Here is an 18,622-nt window from a genome sequence, read left to right on the forward strand (position 1 = left end):
GTCTCCTGATTACTTTATGGTTGGCTTGATTAAAATATATCGGACAGCACTTAATTGAGTTGTGCTAGTCCCCTAAGATTAAATCTTTCGATCCAATCTTCACGATCGCTAGCCGTAAATGAGGGGTCTCTAGAAATTACTGCTACCTGATATCTGTTATCAACCAGTATTGATGTTCTAGTATTACCAGTTAGAACGGCGGGATATCCGATAATTGTTTTATCGCTATTGGAATACTTTGTTGCAGCTGCAGGATTGCTACTAGTATCGGAAATTGATAACAGCGCCACATCTTTACCGTCTCTCTTCAATTTAGCTTGAGCAAAACCTTTTTTCTCTTGGGTATATACCCGTTGATATCCATCTGCAGCTTTAGGAAAGAATTTATTAAACTCACTACCTTGAGTTGCATCTCTTGCAACTGCTTGACCACTTCTTTGACGACTGCTTTCCTGCTGTACTTGGTCAAAACGCCCTGGTGCTTTAGTCGCACAAGCTGTTGTTGTTGTCAGTAACAACAAGGAAATTAGTAATGCAGCTAGTATTTGTTTTCCACGCTTAACAAGCATATTTTTTACTTCCTATACCTTGAATAATTGTATTTTCAGCCAATAGCGAACACTTTACGAGGAAAAGAGACGTAAAATTTATATTTTATTAATTAATTGATTGATTAAGTGTTAAATACTGTAATTTTCTCGTTTAAGTAATGGGTAATTGGTAATTGGTAATGGGTAATGGGTAATGGGTAATGGGTAATGGGTAGTGATATGACTCACTCAAGTATTAACTTTTAATTACTGATCGCTTACAGAAGATTGCAAGTAACTAACTCACAAGCAATAAGCAGAAATTCAAGTATAAAATTCACTACTCACTACTCACTACTCACTACTCACTACTCATTACTTCTAAACTTCTGTCTCCCAAATTCTGTAATATTAAAAATCTCGCTGGGCTATTACAGCGTAGAACGGATCGCCACCACCTGTATTCAACCATTGGAATAAATTAGGTACACTCGCTCGGCGAATAATTACCTCTGGAGAACTAAATCCTTCTACAGATTTGAAGTAACGCTTAACTAACTCTACCCTTGTTGCTTCGGAATTTTCTCGCCACACTTGAATTGCTTTTTGAAAGAACATCCGATTAGAAAAACTGATGATTGCGGTTCCTCCTGGTTTAAGAATCCGATATATTTCCGAAAATACAGCTTCTGGGTATTGTAAATATTGCACGGATACACAGTTGAGGACAGCGTCAAATTCCTGGTCTTTTAAGGGTAATTTGGGATTTTCATTCAAATTTTGCACGAAGTAATTATCTAAGCATCGGTTCCGTGCTAATTCTTCAGCATTGAGTCCATGTCCTTCAATATGAGCAAATTCCATTTCTGGAGGAAGATGGGATACCCAACTGCTCATCATGTCAAATATTCGAGTATTTGATTTTAGGCGCTGAGAGTATAAGTCTGTTAATTGTTTGATGAAGCCTTCGTCTACATGGGTGACAAAGCGCGGATAGTCATAAAATAATTTATCGTCTGTATCGTCTAATTTGGTACGTTGATTTGGTCTTAGCAGCATATAATCTCAGTGTCCACAGTTCAAAATTCAAAGTTCACAACTCAAAGTTCACAACTCAAAGTTCAAAGCTTTTAAAAGTCAAATTACTAAAATTGTTAACATTTAACGCTCACTTGTTTAATAAATGCTCGAGAAAAGTACTCTGGTTTATCAACATCTTTGCTTTTTACATCAAAGCCCTTGTTATTTGCGAATAAGAAGTTGTAAAAAGCTATTAACGAAGCAAGCGACATTTTGTATGTAGTCGAATGCTTTATATATTTTAAATATACGTCATATAACTTTACAAATTATTCTCAAAAGTTTCAGGTGATTTGAAGTTAATGGTTTCGCTAATCAGTTCTATCCAAAATATTTACCAATTTCTCTGGAAATGGAGAGGATTTCCTTATTTAAGTTTATTGTTTTGGGTTCTCCCACTTTTACTATTCAACTCCGAGCAACAGAGTTTAATGGCTCATGATGAGGGACTTTATGCTGTGCGATCGCGCCGAATGGTAGACTCTGGGGACTGGATAAATCCCTGGGACAATCCTCACCATAAAACTCCTGGTTACTATTGGTTAGTTGCAAGTGCTTTTCGCTTGTTTGGTATAAGTGAAGTTAGTGCTCGTTTACCGAGTATTATTTTGGGAGTCATCAGCATTTTACTAATATATGAAATCGGTAAAATTCTGCTCAGCCCAAAAATTGCTTGGTTGGCAGGAGTAATTTTATCTGTAGAATTCCTATGGTTGCAATATTGTCGATTAGGAACGCCTGATATACCTTATATTTTCTTGGTTTTACTGGCGATTTTTGCCTTACTTCAAGCGGAAGAAAAATCAAAAATTAGTTATATTTGGGGTTCAGTTTTTGGTTTATGTTTAACTTTAGGCTTCTTACTCAGAAGCTTTATGATTTTGGTTCCCTTCAGTGCTTTATTTCCCTATTTAATTATTGAGAATCATCGCCACAAGCATTTAAAAAACCCCACAATATATCTAGGGGCTATTGTTGGATTGATTCCAACATTAATTTGGGTATATTTAAGCTGGTTACATTATGGCGAACAAAGTTGGCAGGAATTATTTAATTTTGCAGCACGTCTGAGTTCCACAGAACGTTATGGAAATGGAATTGGATATTATTTGTGGAACGTTCCAATTAAGTCTTTCCCCTGGAGTTTATTCGCTATTTTTGGTTCATTTTTAGTAATAAAATCGCCAGTCAAAGACTATAAATTGATATTGGTTGGAACTCCAATCGTCATACTTAGCGAACTAACTCTATTTTCTACAAGATTATCTCATTATAGTCTTTCAATTTATCCATTTATTGCCTTGCTTGCAGCAGTAGGATTAAGCAAATTAATTGAAATTTATAACTTAAAAATAAATGAAAAACTGAAAAATAATAAAAACAAAAATAATCAATTTAAGCCAAATAATATTAGTAGGAAAAATCAACAATCTCGTTTTCCATTAGCGCTTTTAGATATTCCAGCCTTAGATGCTCAAACTTTAAATACCAAAACTTTAGGTTCTAAAAAGTACTCTTCTAAAGGGTATCAGCTGATAAAAATTTTGCCTCAAGCTCTGAGTTATATTTTTGGTATTTTAGGAGGAATATTATTCTTAGCCAGTATTGTAGTTTTCATTTGGATTAATGGAGATATTCGTAAATATGCAACTCTGACATTAATATTGGGAACTGGTTGGTTAATTTTACCCTTGGTATGGATTGGTCGTTATTACTATGGTAAAAAGTTATTCTCGGCTAATTACTGGTTAGCTGCTTGGCTAGTTCCTGTTTGGTTAACATTAGCTGTTGCTGGTAGTATCGGTTTATTAGGAGACTACAACACCGATTTCAAAAATTTTATTCAGCAACCATCAATCGCTCAGGTTTTAGCAAATAATTCAGTTAACTTTTTACAGGTCGGGGGCAAAACTGGAGTACTAATAAACTTTTATACACCATTTCCAGGTCGTCAGGTTACAACTACTGCCGAATTAGAAGATTATAGCTACACATGGATCAAAGCAAAACAAATAAATAACTTCTCTCAGGATTTTCGTGTGATTGGCAGTATAAAAAAGTATAAATTAGTTCAAGTTTTGCCAAAAGACAAATAATTATCTTTAAGTGTATTAATTCACCTAATGGCTTCCCAATCAGATAAACTAGAACCCTTGGAATCTTGGCAGGAAATTCGAGCTCCATATAGTTTAAGTTACCGAGTTAAGCTGCTTTCTCAACTCCTTGCTCGTAGATTCTCCGAACGACTAGAACCATATGGTTTAACTCCTTTTCACTGGATTGTTTTATGTTGTTTGTGGGAAGAAGATGGTTTATCTACTTCTAGTATTGGTGAAAAACTTAAACAAGTAGGAGCAACTTTAACCGGCGTACTCGATAGAATGGAAGAACGCGATCTAATCTTTCGTAAAAGAGATTCTCGCGATCGCCGGGTATGGCGTATTTTTCTCACAGATGCAGGAAAAGAGTTACAGAGCGTACTGCCACAACTGGCTGTAGAATTGCGAGAAGAAGCTATGTATGGGATTTCCCACGAACAGCAGGAAGTATTTTCTCAATTTTTAAATTTGGCGATCGCTAATTTGTCTTAATATTTCCTTTGTGACTTGAATTTGTTCTGGCGTAAATGCTGCTTGTTTCAAGTAACTCAGAAATGTAGTTTTTTTGTATCTGGAATCCAATTTTATTGCTTGATGATAAGCTTTGTGTGCAAAAATGCGATCGCCACTATCCCAGTAAGAAATTGCACTCGCAACTAAGGGATGGGGATTATCTGGTTCCAGGATAGTAGCTCGATTGCCAGCAGCAATAGCTAAAGGATAAATTTTGAGTCTGTGTAACGCTAAACTTAAGTTGAAATACGCAATTTCATTATTTGGCTTGAGAATTGCAGCCCAAGTATGAACTGTAACTGATAAAGGTAAATTACCATCAACTAGGTATACAATTCCTAATGCATTGTAAGCGGGAACAAATAGTGGTTGCAGAAAAATTGCTTTCCACAGAGAAATTGCTGCATCTTGTTGTTTCCCCGCTAAATGTTGTGTCCAACCCAAATTAACTCGTCCCATGACATTTTCTGGTTCGAGTTCTACTGATTTTTGCATCGCTGCAATTGCTTGGGAATAGCGTCTTTGTTGTCGATATGACAATCCTAACTGTCGATACTCAACTGCAGAATTTGCTGCTGATACTGGTGTAATACTCCCAAGCAAAGCACTAACAATAATTGCACCAAGTAAAAATTTTCGCCCAATCAAAAACTTCATAAACTAGAGTTCTCTAGTAGATTTGTATTTATTTCATTTAAGGTTTGTCTACTTAAAGTTTGCTTTGAAGTTTGCTGGTCAATAACAAGCCTCAATTTATTTGATTCCCAAACATGACTTAATTATTGCTATGACTTCTCACTCGATTTGTCTAGTCTAATACTATACCTTATTGTTTTCTGTAACAGTTATTTAATCTTCTTAAAAATACCAAGGGAAGTTGCACGAAGTGATTAAATTTGTTACTGTAAGTGTCCTAGGCGACAAAATTTCAATTATTTGAAAATATCTCTTTATATTGTTCGTAAAGAGACTGGATTTCTCTGAGTGCATCTAGTAAGCTGGCAGCGTTAGATACTTTTTAGAGTTGTGTTTGAATTTTTGAGTAGACGTAAAGCATCAAATGATTAAAAACCAACTACGAATATTTAGCTGGTTAATCCAAATAATTAAAGCTAGATTCTTCGTCACACTTTTTGAATATGAAATTCTGAATCCCAGGTTATAAATCTAAATTTCCGAAGTAGAAAGAAATCCTTAGCTCTTTTTCAAAAATTATATTTTTGTATCTGTGCATTTACCAAGTTCAGTAATATATCCCTCAGGTGTATATCTTTATCAGGATTGTATTATGAGTTTCAATTGTAAGAATTGAAGAAAATAAATGCTGGCTGCTTAGGAATTTTCAATATTTTAATTGACTTGAAAATAACTTTGATAGGTACTAGCATCAGTACTTTGTGGGAACATCTGTCAGCAACACCAGCATCAAAACAACTGAATCTTTCTACAAAGATATAAACAATACATAAATGTTCCCATTTATGCCAGCTTGTTAAGCTTCAACCTTTACACCACGCCAAAATGCAACATAGTTTTCAAAATGTTTTGCTTTTTCCTTAGCGTTGGGATAAAACCAAGCAGCATCTCTATTTATTTGCTCGTTAACTTCTATATCGTAATAGTTAGCAGTACCTTTCCAAGGACAAATAGTATGTTTATTACTTTCTTTTAAATACTGCTTATTAACTGAATCAGGGGGAAAGTAATGATTACCATCGATAACTATAGTGTCATTACTTTGTGCTAGAACCGTGTCATTCCAAATTGCTTTTGCCATGAATTTGTTTATTTAGTAATTGGGTACATAAAACATTATCAATCTTAAGGTGACTATTTTCATAGCAAATAATTATCCGCACTCAGTAAATAATTTACCTATATGCGCCTAGAAATAATTTGAAATCAGTCAATAAGAAATCAATAAGTCAATAAATTAATAACTCAATAAATAAATTCCCAACAAATATATAAGCAATTACTAGATCAATCGATAAGTAAATTCAATGGTAGTTTTCAAACTTTTATGACTGCGGTTACAAATTAAACTGGTGAGGTAAATACATGAAAAGAGCTATTTTTTTCAATATCAATGAAACGCTGACAACAAATATTGCTAGTGATTCTTTGAAGGAACATCCTCAAGACGTAAAAGTTTTACCAGGTGTAGAAATTGCGCTTAATTATTACCAAAACCAAGAACCGTCCTGGTTAATGATAGGAATTAGTAATCAAGCAGATTGGGAATCAATGGATCTAGATACTGACGAACCTTTCAAGCATCTCGATCACATAATTGCAAAGATGCAGCATGTTTTATCTTTACTATCACAATTACGTGCAATTTATTTTTGCTCTCACTCCGAAGGAATTAACTGCTGGCGGGTAACTCGTCAAGGAGCAGTCAAAATTTCTAAGTATTTAAAAGCAAGTGAGTTACATTTGCAAGAAAAATACGCATTCCGCAAACCAGGAGCAGGAATGATATTTTTGGCATCTTTAGATTATGATGTCGACTTAGATTTATCTTGGATGATAGGTAATTATCCGGAAGATGAAGGTGCAGCAAGAAATGCTCAAATAGAATTTGTGCACACAAAAAATTGGATCCAAAGGTTTTTGTGAGTAATGAGTAATGAGTAACAAGTAATGAGTAACAAGTAATGAGTAATGAGTAATGAGTAATGAGTAACAAGTAATGAGTAATGAGTAATGAGTAATGAGTAACAAGTAATGAGTAATGAGTAATGAGTAACAAGTAATGAGTAATGAGTAATGAGTAATGAGTAACAAGTAATGAGTAACAAGTAATGAGTAATGAGTAATGAGTAATGAGTAACAAGTAATGAGTAATGAGTAACAAGTAATGAGTAATGAGTAATGAGTAATGAGTGATGAGTAATGAGTAATGAGTAATGAGTAATTTATTGGTTAAACTTGTTAGCCATAAACGTTAGCGCCTAGCAAAGTCTACCGTAAGTATTGCGTGTGCGTTAGCAGCTAACGCGTCTCTACGGAGTAATCTGTTGCAATGATTTATTGAATTGGTATAAGTTTACAAGCGCATTAACTGATAACTGATAACTGATAACTGATAACTCGACAAAAAAGTGGGGAAAATTTCCCCCACATTTAACGAAACTCTATTTTGTTACCTAAGAGCTTCGCGATTGGATTTCTGTAATTCTGAATTTCTGTGTTGGGATGAACCAGATTCCGGTGGGAAAGAAGGACAAAACCTAGTTTGAGCACTCATACAGTCCATATGTGGTATTTTGGCACATACCACGAGTAATGCACCCAAGACAAACAATAAACCGGAGATTGATAACGCTTGAACCCAAGATATATCCAGTGCTCCATGTACAACAACTTCCCTAAGCAAAGAAACTATTGCAATTTCTACTGCTACCCCCACCGCGATACTGTGTTCTTGCAAATAAACTACAAGTAGTCGGAATAATTCCACCAAAATCAGAATAAATAGGATTTGAGCCGTCACCTGTTTGTAATTAAGAGGTTGGGATAAAGCACGAAAAATCCCCCACAATTGCAATAGCATCACGGCAAACATGCTGCCGCATAAAACCATCACAATTAAATCCTGAAAGGTTTCCATACTACCAACAATCCAATTTCTGTCAATCCAGCGATCGCAAAACATGAATCGACTTTTCTTGCGCTTTTTCATGAAGGGTACCAGTTACAAAAGGAAATGCATTGTATGAAATCAAGAAACACACCAGCCTCCTCCATATCCCTAATCAAAACATTTAATTATGTCTTTATTTTGCCGCGATCTATTTGATTTTCACAGTATTATAATTACCCATTAGCGGCGTTGAGAGTTATTAGTTTGTATTTGTTCCAGTAATTGTCCTGCTCGCTGAGCCCATTGATTATTTCCGTTCGTTGCATATAAATCTCTTGCGTATCGCAACACTTGTGCAGCTTGGGGGTATTGGTTTAATCGTATAAATACCATCCCCGCTCCGTAATAAGCATCAGCATAATTATTATTAGCTTCCGCCGATTTTCTAAATGCTTTTAAAGCATCTTCTAATTTACCTTGGTCAAACAGCATACTTCCCATACTGTAGTGGGCTTCTGCATACTGAGGATTGATTTTAATTGCCCGACGGAAATAATTTCTTGCCCTTTTTTTTCTGCCCTGTTGTAGATAACATAAACCGGTATGATATGCAGGCTCCGGAGCTTTTTTACTATACTTCATTGCCTTTCTAAAAGCTGAAATAGCACGCTTACAATCCCTTTGTTGTTTGTATAACAATCCTAAGTTGTAGTGAGCAATACCTTCTTTGGGATTTAGTTCTAATGCCTTTTGTAAGAAACTATTTGCTTGAGTAAAATTTCCTCCTTCCAATAAAGCTCCTCCCAAATTAGCATAGGCTAGAGTAAATTTTGGATCTGCTTGGATCGCATTGTAAAAGGCTGTAGCTGCAGGTTGTAATTGTCCTGACTGTCGCAATGCTAATCCTAAGTTGTATTGGGCTGGGGCTAAATCTGGGTTGAGTTCTGTTGCTTTACGAAAAGCCTGAATAGCTTGTGGAACCTGTTGTGTTTGGATTAATTGTAACCCTTCGTTGAGAAAATCTTCTGCACTTCTTCCAACATATTGTGCTATGATTTGCTTCTCGATTTTTTTTCTTGTTTCTAATGATATTTCTAATATTTCTAAATTTTTTGGTTTGATAACAGCATTGCGATTAAGATTTGAGGTTTGCAGCAAAGAAGCAGAAATTGCAGTACTAGGATATAAAGCTGCTGCCAATGATATTAAACCACCGAACAAGATAAAACTAGAGCGAGTATAAAACTCATATTTATGAAGTAGTAATCGCATAGTTGTTTAGACTCAATAGTTATTGTTTTAGTTTGGTGTGTGTTTTGTTTTAGTTTAATTTTGATTTATCTATACTTAGATTTTGATACAGCCGAAAATATTCCCTAACTTCATTTTTATATAAAAATATTTGTAATACTTAACCGGGATTGCAGTAAATCTTACAAGAAAATACGATTTTGACCTGCAATGATAAAAAACAAGATAATCTCAGATTAAAGCGAGATAATCTCAGAAATGACAGCGAGATCGTTCTCAAACAAAAGTATTTTATCCCTGAAATTATAGATGGGGTAAAACCAATGTTTGTGCGTGATGCGCCAAGGAGGTTTTATGCAAGAAAAAGTCAAATCGGGTTCGCGTAACGTAGCAATTGTCGGTCCCTATTTAAGTGGCAAAACCACCTTGTTGGAAAGTTTGCTATTTGTTACAGGAGCAATTTCCCGCAAAGGCAGCTGTAAAGAAGGTAATACAGTAGGAGATAGCTCCACAGAAGCACGTGCTCGCAATATGAGCGTAGAAGTAAGCGCTGCTAGCACCAAGTATGAAGACACTAATTTTACCTTTATTGACTGTCCGGGAAATGTAGAGTTTGCCCAAGAAACCTACAATGCTTTAATAGGAGTTGACGCTGCAATAGTTGTTTGCGAGCCCGCTAATGACCGAGTTCTGACTTTAGCCCCCCTATTTAAATTCTTAGATGATTGGGAAATTCCCCATATTATCTTCGTAAATAAAATGGATCGGGCAAATAATCATGTTATTGAAGTATTAAACGCCCTCAAAACAGTTTCTAGTCGTCCCCTTGTTCCCCATCAATACCCAATTATGCAAGGTGAGGCGCTGACTGGTTTTATAGATTTAGTTAGTGAACAAGCGTATTTATATCATTCCGGCGCACCTGCACAACAGATCCCGTTACCGGAAGAACTTAAAGCAGAAGAACGCGCTGCTAGGGAAGATATGTTAGAAGCCTTAGCAGATTTTGATGACCATTTACTTGAAAAACTTTTAGAAGATATTGAACCACCCCAAGAGGAAATCCTTAAAGACTTAAAACTAGAATTAGGAGCAGATCTAGTTGTACCGGTTTTCTTCGGGGTTGCAGAACAGGATTATGGGGTACGCCCGCTACTGGAAGCGTTGATCCAAGAAGCCCCAGAACCTGAAACTACTGCGCAACGTCGCCAACTTGGGCAAAATGTTAATACTCCCATAGCCCAAGTATTAAAAACTTACTACACTCCCCAAGGTGGAAAAATTTCTTTAGTTAGAGTTTGGCGAGGAACTTTAACTGATGGGATGGTTTTAAATGGCGTTCGGGCTGGCGGAATTTATCGCCTCACTGGACAACAACAAAAGCTACTCAGAAAAGCTGAAGCGGGAGAAATTGTTGCTCTGAGTCGCTTGGATAATATCTACACTGGCGATACTCTATCTATTGATAAAGAATCTGTAAAAGAACTACCCAAGGCTGAATCTCTTAGACCTGTTTACGCTTTGGCGATCGCTCCCGAACATCGTAAAGATGAAGTTAAACTCAGTAGTGCGATCGGTAAATTATTAGAAGAAGATCCATCTTTAGCTTGGGAACAACATGGCGACACCCACGAAGTTATTCTTTGGGGACAGGGCGAAATTCATTTGCAAGTTGCGTTAGACCGTTTGCGGCGTAAGTATAACTTACCGATGTCTACACATATGCCCCAAGTTGCTTACAAAGAAACGATCCGCAAACCCGTTGATTCTATTCACGGTCGCTACAAACACCAAAGTGGCGGTCACGGACAGTTTGGCGATGTCTATTTAGATATCAAACCTCTCCCCCGTGGCGAAGGTTTTAATTTTAAACAAACTATCGTTGGTGGTGTAGTTCCCAAACAATATATTCCCGGAGTGGAAACAGGTGTACGGGAATTCCTGAGCAATGGACCTTTAGGTTTTCCTGTTGTTGATGTTGCGGTAACTCTCACCAATGGTTCTTACCACAGTGTAGATAGTTCCGAACAAGCATTTAAACAAGCTGCGCGAGCCGCGATGCAAACCGGAATGCCGAAATGTAAGCCAACCCTCCTTGAACCGGTTCTGCAAGTTAAAGTAAATACTCCCAGTGAATTTACCTCAAAAGTTCTCCAACTATTAAGTGGAAGACGGGGACAAATCTTGGGTTACGAAGCTGTAGGAAATTGGCAAGGTTGGGATAGCATTACTGCTTATTTACCCAAAGCCGAAATGCAAGACTTTATCGTCGAGTTGCGATCGCAAACTTTAGGTGTTGGTTCTTTCAGTTGGGAATACGACCATTTACAAGAGGTTCCTGACAAGTTAGCTGACCGAGTTTTGGCGATGAATGGTGATGGTAACGGTAATAGTAATGGTAATGGGAAGTAATCTGAGATTACGAAAAGATTTGGATTAATTTGAGATTACGAATTCAATTCACATTGCTGATTTGATTGATGCTTCCCACGGTTGTCAGCCGTGGGATTCTCCCTAAGTACAGATAATCTGCTCAATTTTTTGACTTTGCAATGATTCTTGTCTCTGGGAATTGTTGCTTACAGCGTAAACAGTACCAGCACCCATTGCATAAGCTAGAAGCGCCCCAATAGCCGCTTGAGGAACTTTTATCCTTAAAGTCCAAATCATGCGATATCTTGTAGCATTCTCAATAACCGCCTTGGATTAAAATCCCAGGCTAATAAATAAAGTCTGATAAATCAGACTATGCAAGGGTTTTAGTGCGTTTTAACGTACTTAGTCTATGAGCCTGGAAATTTATTTCAAGGTGGAAATTTGGGCTAAATGACATTGCTGCAAGTTATCAGAATCATTCAATTTTCGTCATTGCTATTATTTATAAGCACAAATGGTTGCCACAACTTCAAAATTTCATAACAAAATTATTGAGAGAAATAAGAGCTAAAATCCTTATTCTCCAACAATGTGGGCATTACCTAACCTAACCTTATTGAACATATGCAAGGTATATTTGTTGACGATTGTTAATACATTGGACTATACTTATATAGTCTAATGAAGTTGCGTGGTGGACATCCACCAGATACACAGTTGTGATAAAAAGTGTTTAAAGTTAAACTCCTCCTTAAATGTTTATTTTCACACTCCTTCTTCATAGTAGACATTTACAAGTTTCAAGATTTCTATTTTCAATAACCTAGTATTCGTGCTGGGATTAATAAGAGCAATGCCAATAGGGGACAAAGCAATAACCAGCAAGAGAATAATTAATTTATCTCGCTTCATTTTTAGTTTCAATTTTTTTTACGTTGATTAGTCCGGGAAACCGGACATTTTCATTTGAATAGCAAAAATTAGGGTTGATGAAATTCAATCAATCCTGAGAGTTTGCTCCTCGATATTTTTGGCAAAGCAAAAATGCTGCCAGTATAAATATATCACACATATCAGATAGGAATAGATGAAGGAATTTAGAAGGAATAATTCCTTTCCTGAAGCGATAGCTGGTACTGACGAGCTAATGGATGATGCATAATTGGAGGAGCTTGGGCAATTTAATTTTTACTTGTCATGTATTTACCCAAGCCCTCATGAGTAAAGCTTGTCACTACCAACATCTTTAACAAAAGCCAAAACACAAGTTAATTCTGATAACCTTTATCCCACCTGGAATTGTAAATTTCAGCCCAATATTATAAGTTTCCAGCTATGAAAGATTCTAGAATTATTAAAAAACACTCTTACCCATGACCCAAACATTACCTAAAACACTAACATTTGAAGAATTCGCCATTTAACTGTCGAGCAAATTTTTCAAGCTGCGACATTATGAAATACTGTAATAGATTCAAAGGACAGTAAATCAGAGAAAAAAGTTATTGACCCCTTGACGTAAGTCTCAGATAAAATTTTTACAATAATAAATAAAACAAAAATAATTTACATCATGAATCTGAAACGTCAATCAGGAGGAAATAGCGCCTTAATTGCTACCGTTGCTATTATTTGGGGCTGTGCAACAGCAATGATGGCTGTTTGCATTCCGATGATAGACATGACAGACGACGCTATCATACTGCCAATATTTGTTATTTTAGGGGCTAGCATATCTACGGTAGTAGCTTGGCGTAGTGGAAGTCGGCAGAAAGGAGAAATTGACGAATTAACCAATAAGTTTCGAACAATACAGGAACGAGTAATAGATTTAGAAGCTATTTGTAGCGCTCAAGAGTTGGAAATCAACAAAAAATTTGAGCAGTTAGAACCGACAGACCAACACCGTTCTCGATCTTAACTGCCTAAGTTCAAACTACCAACAACTATGAATGAGTGACCCAAGCATTTGGCCGCAATATCAACAATATTGGTTTGGTGAACCTTTTTACCAAACCTTTTTATTTATCTGTGGTGTGGGGATTATTTATCGAACAGAAATTATGGCAGCATAGCACTACGAAGTTACGTTAGGACATATATTAACCCTAAAATCCATACGTATTAGGCTTATGTCCTACGGACACGCTACGTTAGCGGAGCGAGGTGATAGCCTTAGACTGACTTTTTACTTTTTACTTGCGCGTAGCGCTATAAGATTTCCATTTTCTTAACTTTTAACTTTCTTAACTTCCCTAGTTTTTCTCGATTCGTTTCTAAACTGGACAAACAAAAAATCAAACTATCCGATAGAGACAGCGTGAAAAAGAATACGCTGTATCTGCGCTACAGGTGCTAAATGTGTTGCTAAATATACTCTAAACTCCGTTAACGACGGAGAACCGTCATGAATCAGCAAAACAATATCTTACAACCCAACCTCTTTGAACTGACTGGCTACAATACAAAAATCAGCTATTCTGCAACTAGTATTGCTGGAGTCCCACTATTAACCTATTCTCAAAACGATAAAACTCTTTCCTTCAAAGGAGAGGAGATTCGAAGCGAGGAGACTAACCTCGGTCAGAGTGTTACAGTCACACTAAAAAGTAATTTAGCAGATGAAGGTTTTGAAAGTTTGACCCTATTACTACCAACGATTAACTTACCCGAAAAATCTTTGACAAGTAGTATTACAACCTTGGCAATCCTATCTCAGCGTCCAGGTTTTATTCCTACTAACACCACAGGACAACTACAGCAGTATCAATCAATCTTTCTTTATGGAACTGCTCAAAAAGTCGAATCCTGATACCAGGATTTTTTTCAACAACAGGCTCTATCTTTTTTACTAAGGAGAAAATCAAATGACTGAAACTCTACATGGACTTGTTCTCACCGACACTACTGCAACTATTACAGTGACTAGTACTGGTTGCACCGACAAAAGCGACTTCAAAATCCAACTCCAAGAATCATCTCCTCCAATCGTTACCTTCGTCCGTGTGAAACCCGATTTTTGTCGAGTTGTTCCACACAGCGTTGATATTGTTTTCTCTCTCAAGGAAATTGGTGCAGCATCTTTTAAAGTTGCTAATCTGTTTGAGCCCGGACCAAGACGCTTAAGTGTTTAATGAATACCCTTAGAAATATTCACATAAAAGGAGACTAAGAAAATGGGAAAATTTAAAATGTCTGCAGAAGAAGTGAAATTATCAGGAAACCTAGTCAGATTGTTCGCAATAGGTGGAGAGACAACAGGATATGGCTTAGAATCGACTATCGAACTAGATCTGAAAACAAACAATCTAGAAGATAAATTTAATGAAGATGCAAATGTTTCTGTTGTTGGTAGTTTCAAATTAGTAGAGGGAGTTGAAACTGGTAAGAGATACGTATTTGTTGTATCTGAGCTTAAAGCAATTGGTTAAGCTAATCCAGAAGACGAAAATTCTCAAATAAATTTCTAGTGCATCAGACAACTCTAAAATTAAAAAACTCATCCCATAAACCTGTTAATGAGTTAAGCATAAACACGTTAGCAGGTTTAATCAATATCAAGTTAATCCATTTATATGGTAGTCAATGCTACTATGCCGCTAAACTAATTTCAAAAATAGCTCCTTGTGGTTGATTGTTTTTTACACAAATATTACCTCCATGGGCTTCAACAACCATTTTACAAAAGGCTAAACCCAATCCTATTTGAGAAACACCTGACATTAAATTACCGACCTCATATTTATCAAAAATCTTTTGGGATAAACCATCAGGAACACCTGGTCCAGAGTCAATAACCTGAATTCTGCAATTGTTAGAATTAGGGAATTCCACATTCACTACAATTTTGCTGTTGTGTGGAGAAAACTTAATAGCATTTGATAGAAGATTATCTAATGTTCGATGCATCATAGCAAAATCAACAGAGACTTCCTGATTAGATTTATCTAGCAATTGACTAACTAGTAACTGATTTTTTTGAGATGCGATCGCTTTAAAATTTGAAATAGCAGACTGTACGAGATTATAGATATTAACTTTTTTACGCTTTAAACAAATTTTACCCGATTCTAACAGAGCAACTTTGAGCAAATCATCAATTAATGCTTGCAATGCTCGCGCCGAAGAATGAATTTGATTTATTTGATACTTATGTTGTTCCTGAGGATATAGTGGATTTTTGAGAAGTTCCAAACCAAATAAAATAGAAGTAAGCGGACTTCGTAGATCGTGGACCATCATGTTCGCCATATCTTCTCGAAATTTAAGTAAGTTTTGCAGTTCGTCATGCTGTTGTTTAATCCTTAACATGGACTGAACTCTAGCACGTAGTTCAAGAGGATTTACTGGTTTACTAATGAAGTCATCTGCACCCGATTTTAAGCAGTGAGCTAAGTCTGCTTTAGCAGTCAGAGCAGTAACCATAATTATGGGAGTTGCTTGCCATTTAGACATCGTTTTTATTCTTTGGCAAACTTCAATACCATCCATACCTGGCATCATTACATCCAATAAAATCAGATCGGGCTGGAATGTGTCTAAAGATGCAATCGCTTCTTGTCCGCTGGCAGCATAATTTAGATCGTAGCCTTGATTACTTATCAAAGAGGCTTTGTCATTATCAATACTGACACTCAAGAGGGTTTCGATAACATCAAAATTATCAGGTTCATCGTCAATAACTAAAATAGATGGTTTTTCCATGAGTTATAATCCTGAATTACTAAAAGTATTTAACTTGTATTTTTAAATAGTATTTACGGACAAAACCTATAAAAAATATATGAACAAAACTTTTATATAAGATTTAGGTACATAAAATAGATACTTGCAATTAATAGCAACTAGATAAGCCCTATCAATTCTGTGTTCATGATTTGAGAGAATTTAAAGGTTTTTCAAGGGAAAGATATTTTTGAATAAGTATCTCGATTTTATCTGCTTCAAATTCCTTTGCTAGCTCCGAAACTTTCTCAGTAAAAGGTAAATAGCGTTCGCTCTTTTGACCTATTTGGTCAACCATTTTCCCTAGCTTCAATAGCAAACCATCTTGTGCTAACTCTAATAATATTTGTAAATCTTCAGAGGGAGGTACAATTAGCTCATCATCATCTTTACTGAAAATAGCAGTATAATATCTCTCATCTTTACTATGTATCCAATTCAACCGTAAGTGTTGAGACAGCAGGGTCAATAAATCCTCTGTATGGATTGGTTTGGGTAGAAAATCATTACCACCTGCATCTAAGCTCATCTGTCTATCCATATCTGAGACCGATGCTGATGAGATAATGACAGTTAAATCTTTAATACTATCTTCACTGCGTAAATGTTTTAGCATTTCAAAGCCATTCATTACCGGCATCATAATGTCAGTTAGTATTAAATCAAAACGTTGTCGTCTAGCTTTCATTAATGCTTCTTGACCGTTTTCTGCTTCGGTAACCTCAAAGCCAAGGGGTTTTAGTAACTCCACCAACACTGAGCGATTCTCCCATCGGTCATCAACAATTAAAAGATGGTAAGGTGGACCTTCATAACCAATAATTTGTAGCCCATTGCTTACTGAAATCTGTTGTTCCCAGTCATGAAAAATTGCTAAGCCCACTTCAAAGTTAAAATTACTACCTACACCTAATTCACTCTGAACTTGAATTTTGCTATTCATTAGTTCAATGATTCTTTGACTAATCGCCAAACCTAAACCTGTACCCTCTGCACGACGTTTTTTATCGCCGACTTGCTCAAAAGGCTGAAAGATTTGTTCTAGTTCATAAGGAGCTATACCAATTCCCGTATCTTCCACTTGAAACCGAATCGAGGCGATAGGTTGTTGTGTTTCTCCTGCACATCTATCCACAAGCTCAACTGTAAATGTTACACTACCTTTCGTAGTAAATTTGATGGCGTTGCTTAAAAGATTTATTAATACCTGGCGCAGTCGTTTTTCGTCTCCTAAGATACTTGTGGGCAAGTTATCATCGGGTTGGTAAATAAATTCAATACCTTTTTTATCAGAGCGCACGCGAAAAATTTCCACAACTCCTTGCAAGAAAGAGGGAAGGTGAATTTGTTTGAGTTCAAGGTCTAGTTTGCGAGCTTCGATTTTGGATAAATCTAAAATATCATTAATTAATGTCAGCAAATGGGAGCCACATTGATAAATTATTTGAACGCCATGACGTTCTTTTTCTTTTACTGCTTTAGAACGACGAAGAATTTGTGCATAACCTAAAATACCATTGAGGGGAGTACGAAGCTCGTGACTCATATTAGCTAAAAATTCGCTCTTAGCTTGATTAGCTTCATCGGCGCTCTCTTTTGCTTGTTCGAGTTTTTTGGTATAGATTTGCTGTTCCTGTAAAAGTTGGTTGACACAATGAATCAGTTGATTAAAGGAAGAAGCTAATAATCCAACTTCATCTTTGGTCTCAATGGGTGCTTGCAGATCAAAGTTAGCTTCTCTTGTGACTTGTAAGGCGATTTTATTTAAAGTTTGAATTGGTTGAGCTATCGTTCTACTAATATGTAAGGCAAGGAAAATAGCGATCGCAATTGAGATGCTCAAACCTGCAATAATAATTTGAGTACGAATTGCTTCAGCTTTTAGCAAACTAATTTCAGCAGTATTTTCCTGTTTTTCCGCTAATTCATAAAACTCTGTTAATCGATCGGGAAATTCAATAAAATCTGTAAATTCCTTACTTTTTACCAAATTTAAGACATTTTTTTCTGCTTTTTGGCTATTATTTGGTGAAGCAAGTAATAAGGTATTAACCTTGGGAACAAAATATCGTAATTGCTGTGCAAACTTTTCAACAGTTATTGCATAATCATCAAGTAGTGGTTGTAAACCTTTTAGAGTAGAAGATTTTCCGAATTGATTGTAGATAGCCAAGGTGTTCTGAATTTTATCAATTCGTTGAATAAGCTTCATACCTTCCCGATGAAAAGCTTGAGGTTTTTTTAGATGGGGTACCAGTTGCTTAGTTGGACGATTATATAAAATATCGACTTCCAATGTACTCAGAAGCTTTCTTTGCTGAGAAGCATTTTGTCGTTCTCGTAATGCTTGTTGTTGATAATAGTTACCTACGAATAATCCCGTTCCTGTTCCCAAGACAGCTATTCCCAAAGCAAGTGCGTAACCGTAGATAATCTTGTTTTTAATTTTCATATCCAAT

General features: G+C 36.3%; 18 protein-coding genes. 9 read left to right on the forward strand and 9 right to left on the reverse strand.

Going from position 1 to position 18,622, the window contains the following annotated elements; translation table 11 throughout:
- Positions 1 to 50 precede the first annotated feature (50 nt).
- Together BC008_RS13175 and BC008_RS13180 are read right to left on the reverse strand one after the other, a co-directional pair.
- The gene (locus BC008_RS13175; protein ID WP_027843481.1) at positions 51 to 569 is read right to left on the reverse strand and encodes a hypothetical protein; all 519 of its coding nucleotides are present in this window, start codon (positions 567 to 569) and stop codon (positions 51 to 53) included.
- Between the two features lie 372 nt (positions 570 to 941).
- The gene (locus BC008_RS13180; protein WP_027846274.1) at positions 942 to 1,589 is read right to left on the reverse strand and encodes a class I SAM-dependent methyltransferase; all 648 of its coding nucleotides are present in this window, start codon (positions 1,587 to 1,589) and stop codon (positions 942 to 944) included.
- A gap of 323 nt (positions 1,590 to 1,912) precedes the next feature.
- Here BC008_RS13180 and BC008_RS13185 point away from each other — a divergent pair, with 323 nt between their 5' ends.
- Positions 1,913 to 3,706, forward strand: a complete 1,794-nt coding sequence (locus tag BC008_RS13185; protein WP_027846275.1) for an ArnT family glycosyltransferase — start codon at positions 1,913 to 1,915, stop codon at positions 3,704 to 3,706.
- A gap of 27 nt (positions 3,707 to 3,733) precedes the next feature.
- Positions 3,734 to 4,201: a MarR family winged helix-turn-helix transcriptional regulator gene (locus tag BC008_RS13190; RefSeq protein WP_058183535.1), complete on the forward strand. Its 468-nt coding sequence runs from the start codon at positions 3,734 to 3,736 to the stop codon at positions 4,199 to 4,201.
- Here the strand turns inward: BC008_RS13190 and BC008_RS13195 are convergent.
- Both BC008_RS13195 and BC008_RS13200 read right to left on the reverse strand, forming a co-directional pair.
- Positions 4,172 to 4,879 (reverse strand): tetratricopeptide repeat protein, encoded by a 708-nt coding sequence (locus tag BC008_RS13195; RefSeq protein ID WP_027846276.1) that lies wholly within the window; start codon positions 4,877 to 4,879, stop codon positions 4,172 to 4,174. The genes BC008_RS13190 and BC008_RS13195 overlap by 30 nt on opposite strands.
- An 835-nt stretch (positions 4,880 to 5,714) precedes the next feature.
- A complete protein-coding gene (locus BC008_RS13200) occupies positions 5,715 to 5,999 on the reverse strand; it encodes a DUF427 domain-containing protein (RefSeq protein WP_027846277.1) in 285 nt (94 codons plus the stop codon).
- 284 nt (positions 6,000 to 6,283) lie between these two features.
- On the opposite strand from BC008_RS13200, the gene BC008_RS48300 reads away from it, so the two are divergent.
- Positions 6,284 to 6,844 carry an HAD family hydrolase gene (locus BC008_RS48300; protein WP_058183534.1) on the forward strand — a complete coding sequence of 187 codons (561 nt, stop codon included), beginning with the start codon at positions 6,284 to 6,286 and terminating at the stop codon, positions 6,842 to 6,844.
- A 526-nt stretch (positions 6,845 to 7,370) separates the two neighbouring features.
- Here the strand turns inward: BC008_RS48300 and BC008_RS13210 are convergent.
- On the reverse strand, positions 7,371 to 7,910 hold the full coding sequence (locus BC008_RS13210; RefSeq protein WP_027842665.1) for a phosphate-starvation-inducible PsiE family protein: 540 nt from the start codon (positions 7,908 to 7,910) through the stop codon (positions 7,371 to 7,373).
- A gap of 141 nt (positions 7,911 to 8,051) precedes the next feature.
- On the reverse strand, positions 8,052 to 9,083 hold the full coding sequence (locus tag BC008_RS13215) for a tetratricopeptide repeat protein (protein WP_027842666.1): 1,032 nt from the start codon (positions 9,081 to 9,083) through the stop codon (positions 8,052 to 8,054).
- 333 nt (positions 9,084 to 9,416) lie between these two features.
- Between BC008_RS13215 and BC008_RS13220 the strand changes: the two genes are divergently transcribed.
- Positions 9,417 to 11,474: an elongation factor G gene (locus BC008_RS13220; protein WP_027842667.1), complete on the forward strand. Its 2,058-nt coding sequence runs from the start codon at positions 9,417 to 9,419 to the stop codon at positions 11,472 to 11,474.
- Between the two features lie 102 nt (positions 11,475 to 11,576).
- Here the strand turns inward: BC008_RS13220 and BC008_RS49450 are convergent, their stop codons facing one another.
- Positions 11,577 to 11,732 carry a hypothetical protein gene (locus tag BC008_RS49450; protein ID WP_161938104.1) on the reverse strand — a complete coding sequence of 52 codons (156 nt, stop codon included), beginning with the start codon at positions 11,730 to 11,732 and terminating at the stop codon, positions 11,577 to 11,579.
- Positions 11,733 to 13,011: 1,279 nt separating this feature from the next.
- On the opposite strand from BC008_RS49450, the gene BC008_RS13225 reads away from it, so the two are divergent.
- From BC008_RS13225 to BC008_RS13240, 5 genes are all read left to right on the forward strand, one after another.
- Complete coding sequence (locus tag BC008_RS13225) at positions 13,012 to 13,359, forward strand: hypothetical protein (protein ID WP_058183533.1); 348 nt, start codon at positions 13,012 to 13,014, stop codon at positions 13,357 to 13,359.
- Positions 13,360 to 13,390: 31 nt separating this feature from the next.
- A complete protein-coding gene (locus BC008_RS52075) occupies positions 13,391 to 13,513 on the forward strand; it encodes a hypothetical protein (protein ID WP_268768216.1) in 123 nt (40 codons plus the stop codon).
- 332 nt (positions 13,514 to 13,845) lie between these two features.
- Positions 13,846 to 14,250: a hypothetical protein gene (locus tag BC008_RS13230; protein WP_058183532.1), complete on the forward strand. Its 405-nt coding sequence runs from the start codon at positions 13,846 to 13,848 to the stop codon at positions 14,248 to 14,250.
- 55 nt (positions 14,251 to 14,305) lie between these two features.
- Positions 14,306 to 14,572, forward strand: coding sequence for a hypothetical protein (locus tag BC008_RS13235; protein WP_027842668.1), 267 nt, complete (start codon positions 14,306 to 14,308; stop codon positions 14,570 to 14,572).
- A gap of 42 nt (positions 14,573 to 14,614) precedes the next feature.
- On the forward strand, positions 14,615 to 14,869 hold the full coding sequence (locus BC008_RS13240) for a hypothetical protein (protein WP_027842669.1): 255 nt from the start codon (positions 14,615 to 14,617) through the stop codon (positions 14,867 to 14,869).
- A gap of 160 nt (positions 14,870 to 15,029) precedes the next feature.
- Here BC008_RS13240 and BC008_RS13245 read toward each other — a convergent pair whose 3' ends face one another.
- Both BC008_RS13245 and BC008_RS13250 read right to left on the reverse strand, forming a co-directional pair.
- Positions 15,030 to 16,142 carry a hybrid sensor histidine kinase/response regulator gene (locus BC008_RS13245; protein ID WP_027842670.1) on the reverse strand — a complete coding sequence of 371 codons (1,113 nt, stop codon included), beginning with the start codon at positions 16,140 to 16,142 and terminating at the stop codon, positions 15,030 to 15,032.
- Positions 16,143 to 16,308: 166 nt separating this feature from the next.
- On the reverse strand, positions 16,309 to 18,615 hold the full coding sequence (locus BC008_RS13250; protein WP_058183531.1) for an ATP-binding protein: 2,307 nt from the start codon (positions 18,613 to 18,615) through the stop codon (positions 16,309 to 16,311).
- Positions 18,616 to 18,622 lie beyond the last annotated feature (7 nt).

The organism is Mastigocoleus testarum BC008 (assembly GCF_001456025.1).
GTDB lineage: Bacteria > Cyanobacteriota > Cyanobacteriia > Cyanobacteriales > Nostocaceae > Mastigocoleus > Mastigocoleus testarum.

Bases quoted from the DNA above. Each gene is read 5' to 3' on its own strand.
- BC008_RS13190 (WP_058183535.1), top strand. From the start codon at position 3,734: ATGGCTTCCCAATCAGATAAACTAGAACCCTTGGAATCTTGGCAGGAA.
- BC008_RS13225 (WP_058183533.1), top strand. From the start codon at position 13,012: ATGAATCTGAAACGTCAATCAGGAGGAAATAGCGCCTTAATTGCTACC.
- BC008_RS52075 (WP_268768216.1), top strand. From the start codon at position 13,391: ATGAGTGACCCAAGCATTTGGCCGCAATATCAACAATATTGGTTTGGT.
- BC008_RS13235 (WP_027842668.1), top strand. From the start codon at position 14,306: ATGACTGAAACTCTACATGGACTTGTTCTCACCGACACTACTGCAACT.
- BC008_RS13210 (WP_027842665.1), bottom strand. From the start codon at position 7,910: ATGAAAAAGCGCAAGAAAAGTCGATTCATGTTTTGCGATCGCTGGATT.
- BC008_RS13245 (WP_027842670.1), bottom strand. From the start codon at position 16,142: ATGGAAAAACCATCTATTTTAGTTATTGACGATGAACCTGATAATTTT.
- BC008_RS13175 (WP_027843481.1), bottom strand. From the start codon at position 569: ATGCTTGTTAAGCGTGGAAAACAAATACTAGCTGCATTACTAATTTCC.
- BC008_RS13195 (WP_027846276.1), bottom strand. From the start codon at position 4,879: ATGAAGTTTTTGATTGGGCGAAAATTTTTACTTGGTGCAATTATTGTT.
- BC008_RS13220 (WP_027842667.1), top strand. From the start codon at position 9,417: ATGCAAGAAAAAGTCAAATCGGGTTCGCGTAACGTAGCAATTGTCGGT.
- BC008_RS13250 (WP_058183531.1), bottom strand. From the start codon at position 18,615: ATGAAAATTAAAAACAAGATTATCTACGGTTACGCACTTGCTTTGGGA.
- BC008_RS48300 (WP_058183534.1), top strand. From the start codon at position 6,284: ATGAAAAGAGCTATTTTTTTCAATATCAATGAAACGCTGACAACAAAT.
- BC008_RS13240 (WP_027842669.1), top strand. From the start codon at position 14,615: ATGGGAAAATTTAAAATGTCTGCAGAAGAAGTGAAATTATCAGGAAAC.
- BC008_RS13215 (WP_027842666.1), bottom strand. From the start codon at position 9,083: ATGCGATTACTACTTCATAAATATGAGTTTTATACTCGCTCTAGTTTT.
- BC008_RS13185 (WP_027846275.1), top strand. From the start codon at position 1,913: ATGGTTTCGCTAATCAGTTCTATCCAAAATATTTACCAATTTCTCTGG.
- BC008_RS13180 (WP_027846274.1), bottom strand. From the start codon at position 1,589: ATGCTGCTAAGACCAAATCAACGTACCAAATTAGACGATACAGACGAT.
- BC008_RS49450 (WP_161938104.1), bottom strand. From the start codon at position 11,732: ATGATTTGGACTTTAAGGATAAAAGTTCCTCAAGCGGCTATTGGGGCG.
- BC008_RS13200 (WP_027846277.1), bottom strand. From the start codon at position 5,999: ATGGCAAAAGCAATTTGGAATGACACGGTTCTAGCACAAAGTAATGAC.
- BC008_RS13230 (WP_058183532.1), top strand. From the start codon at position 13,846: ATGAATCAGCAAAACAATATCTTACAACCCAACCTCTTTGAACTGACT.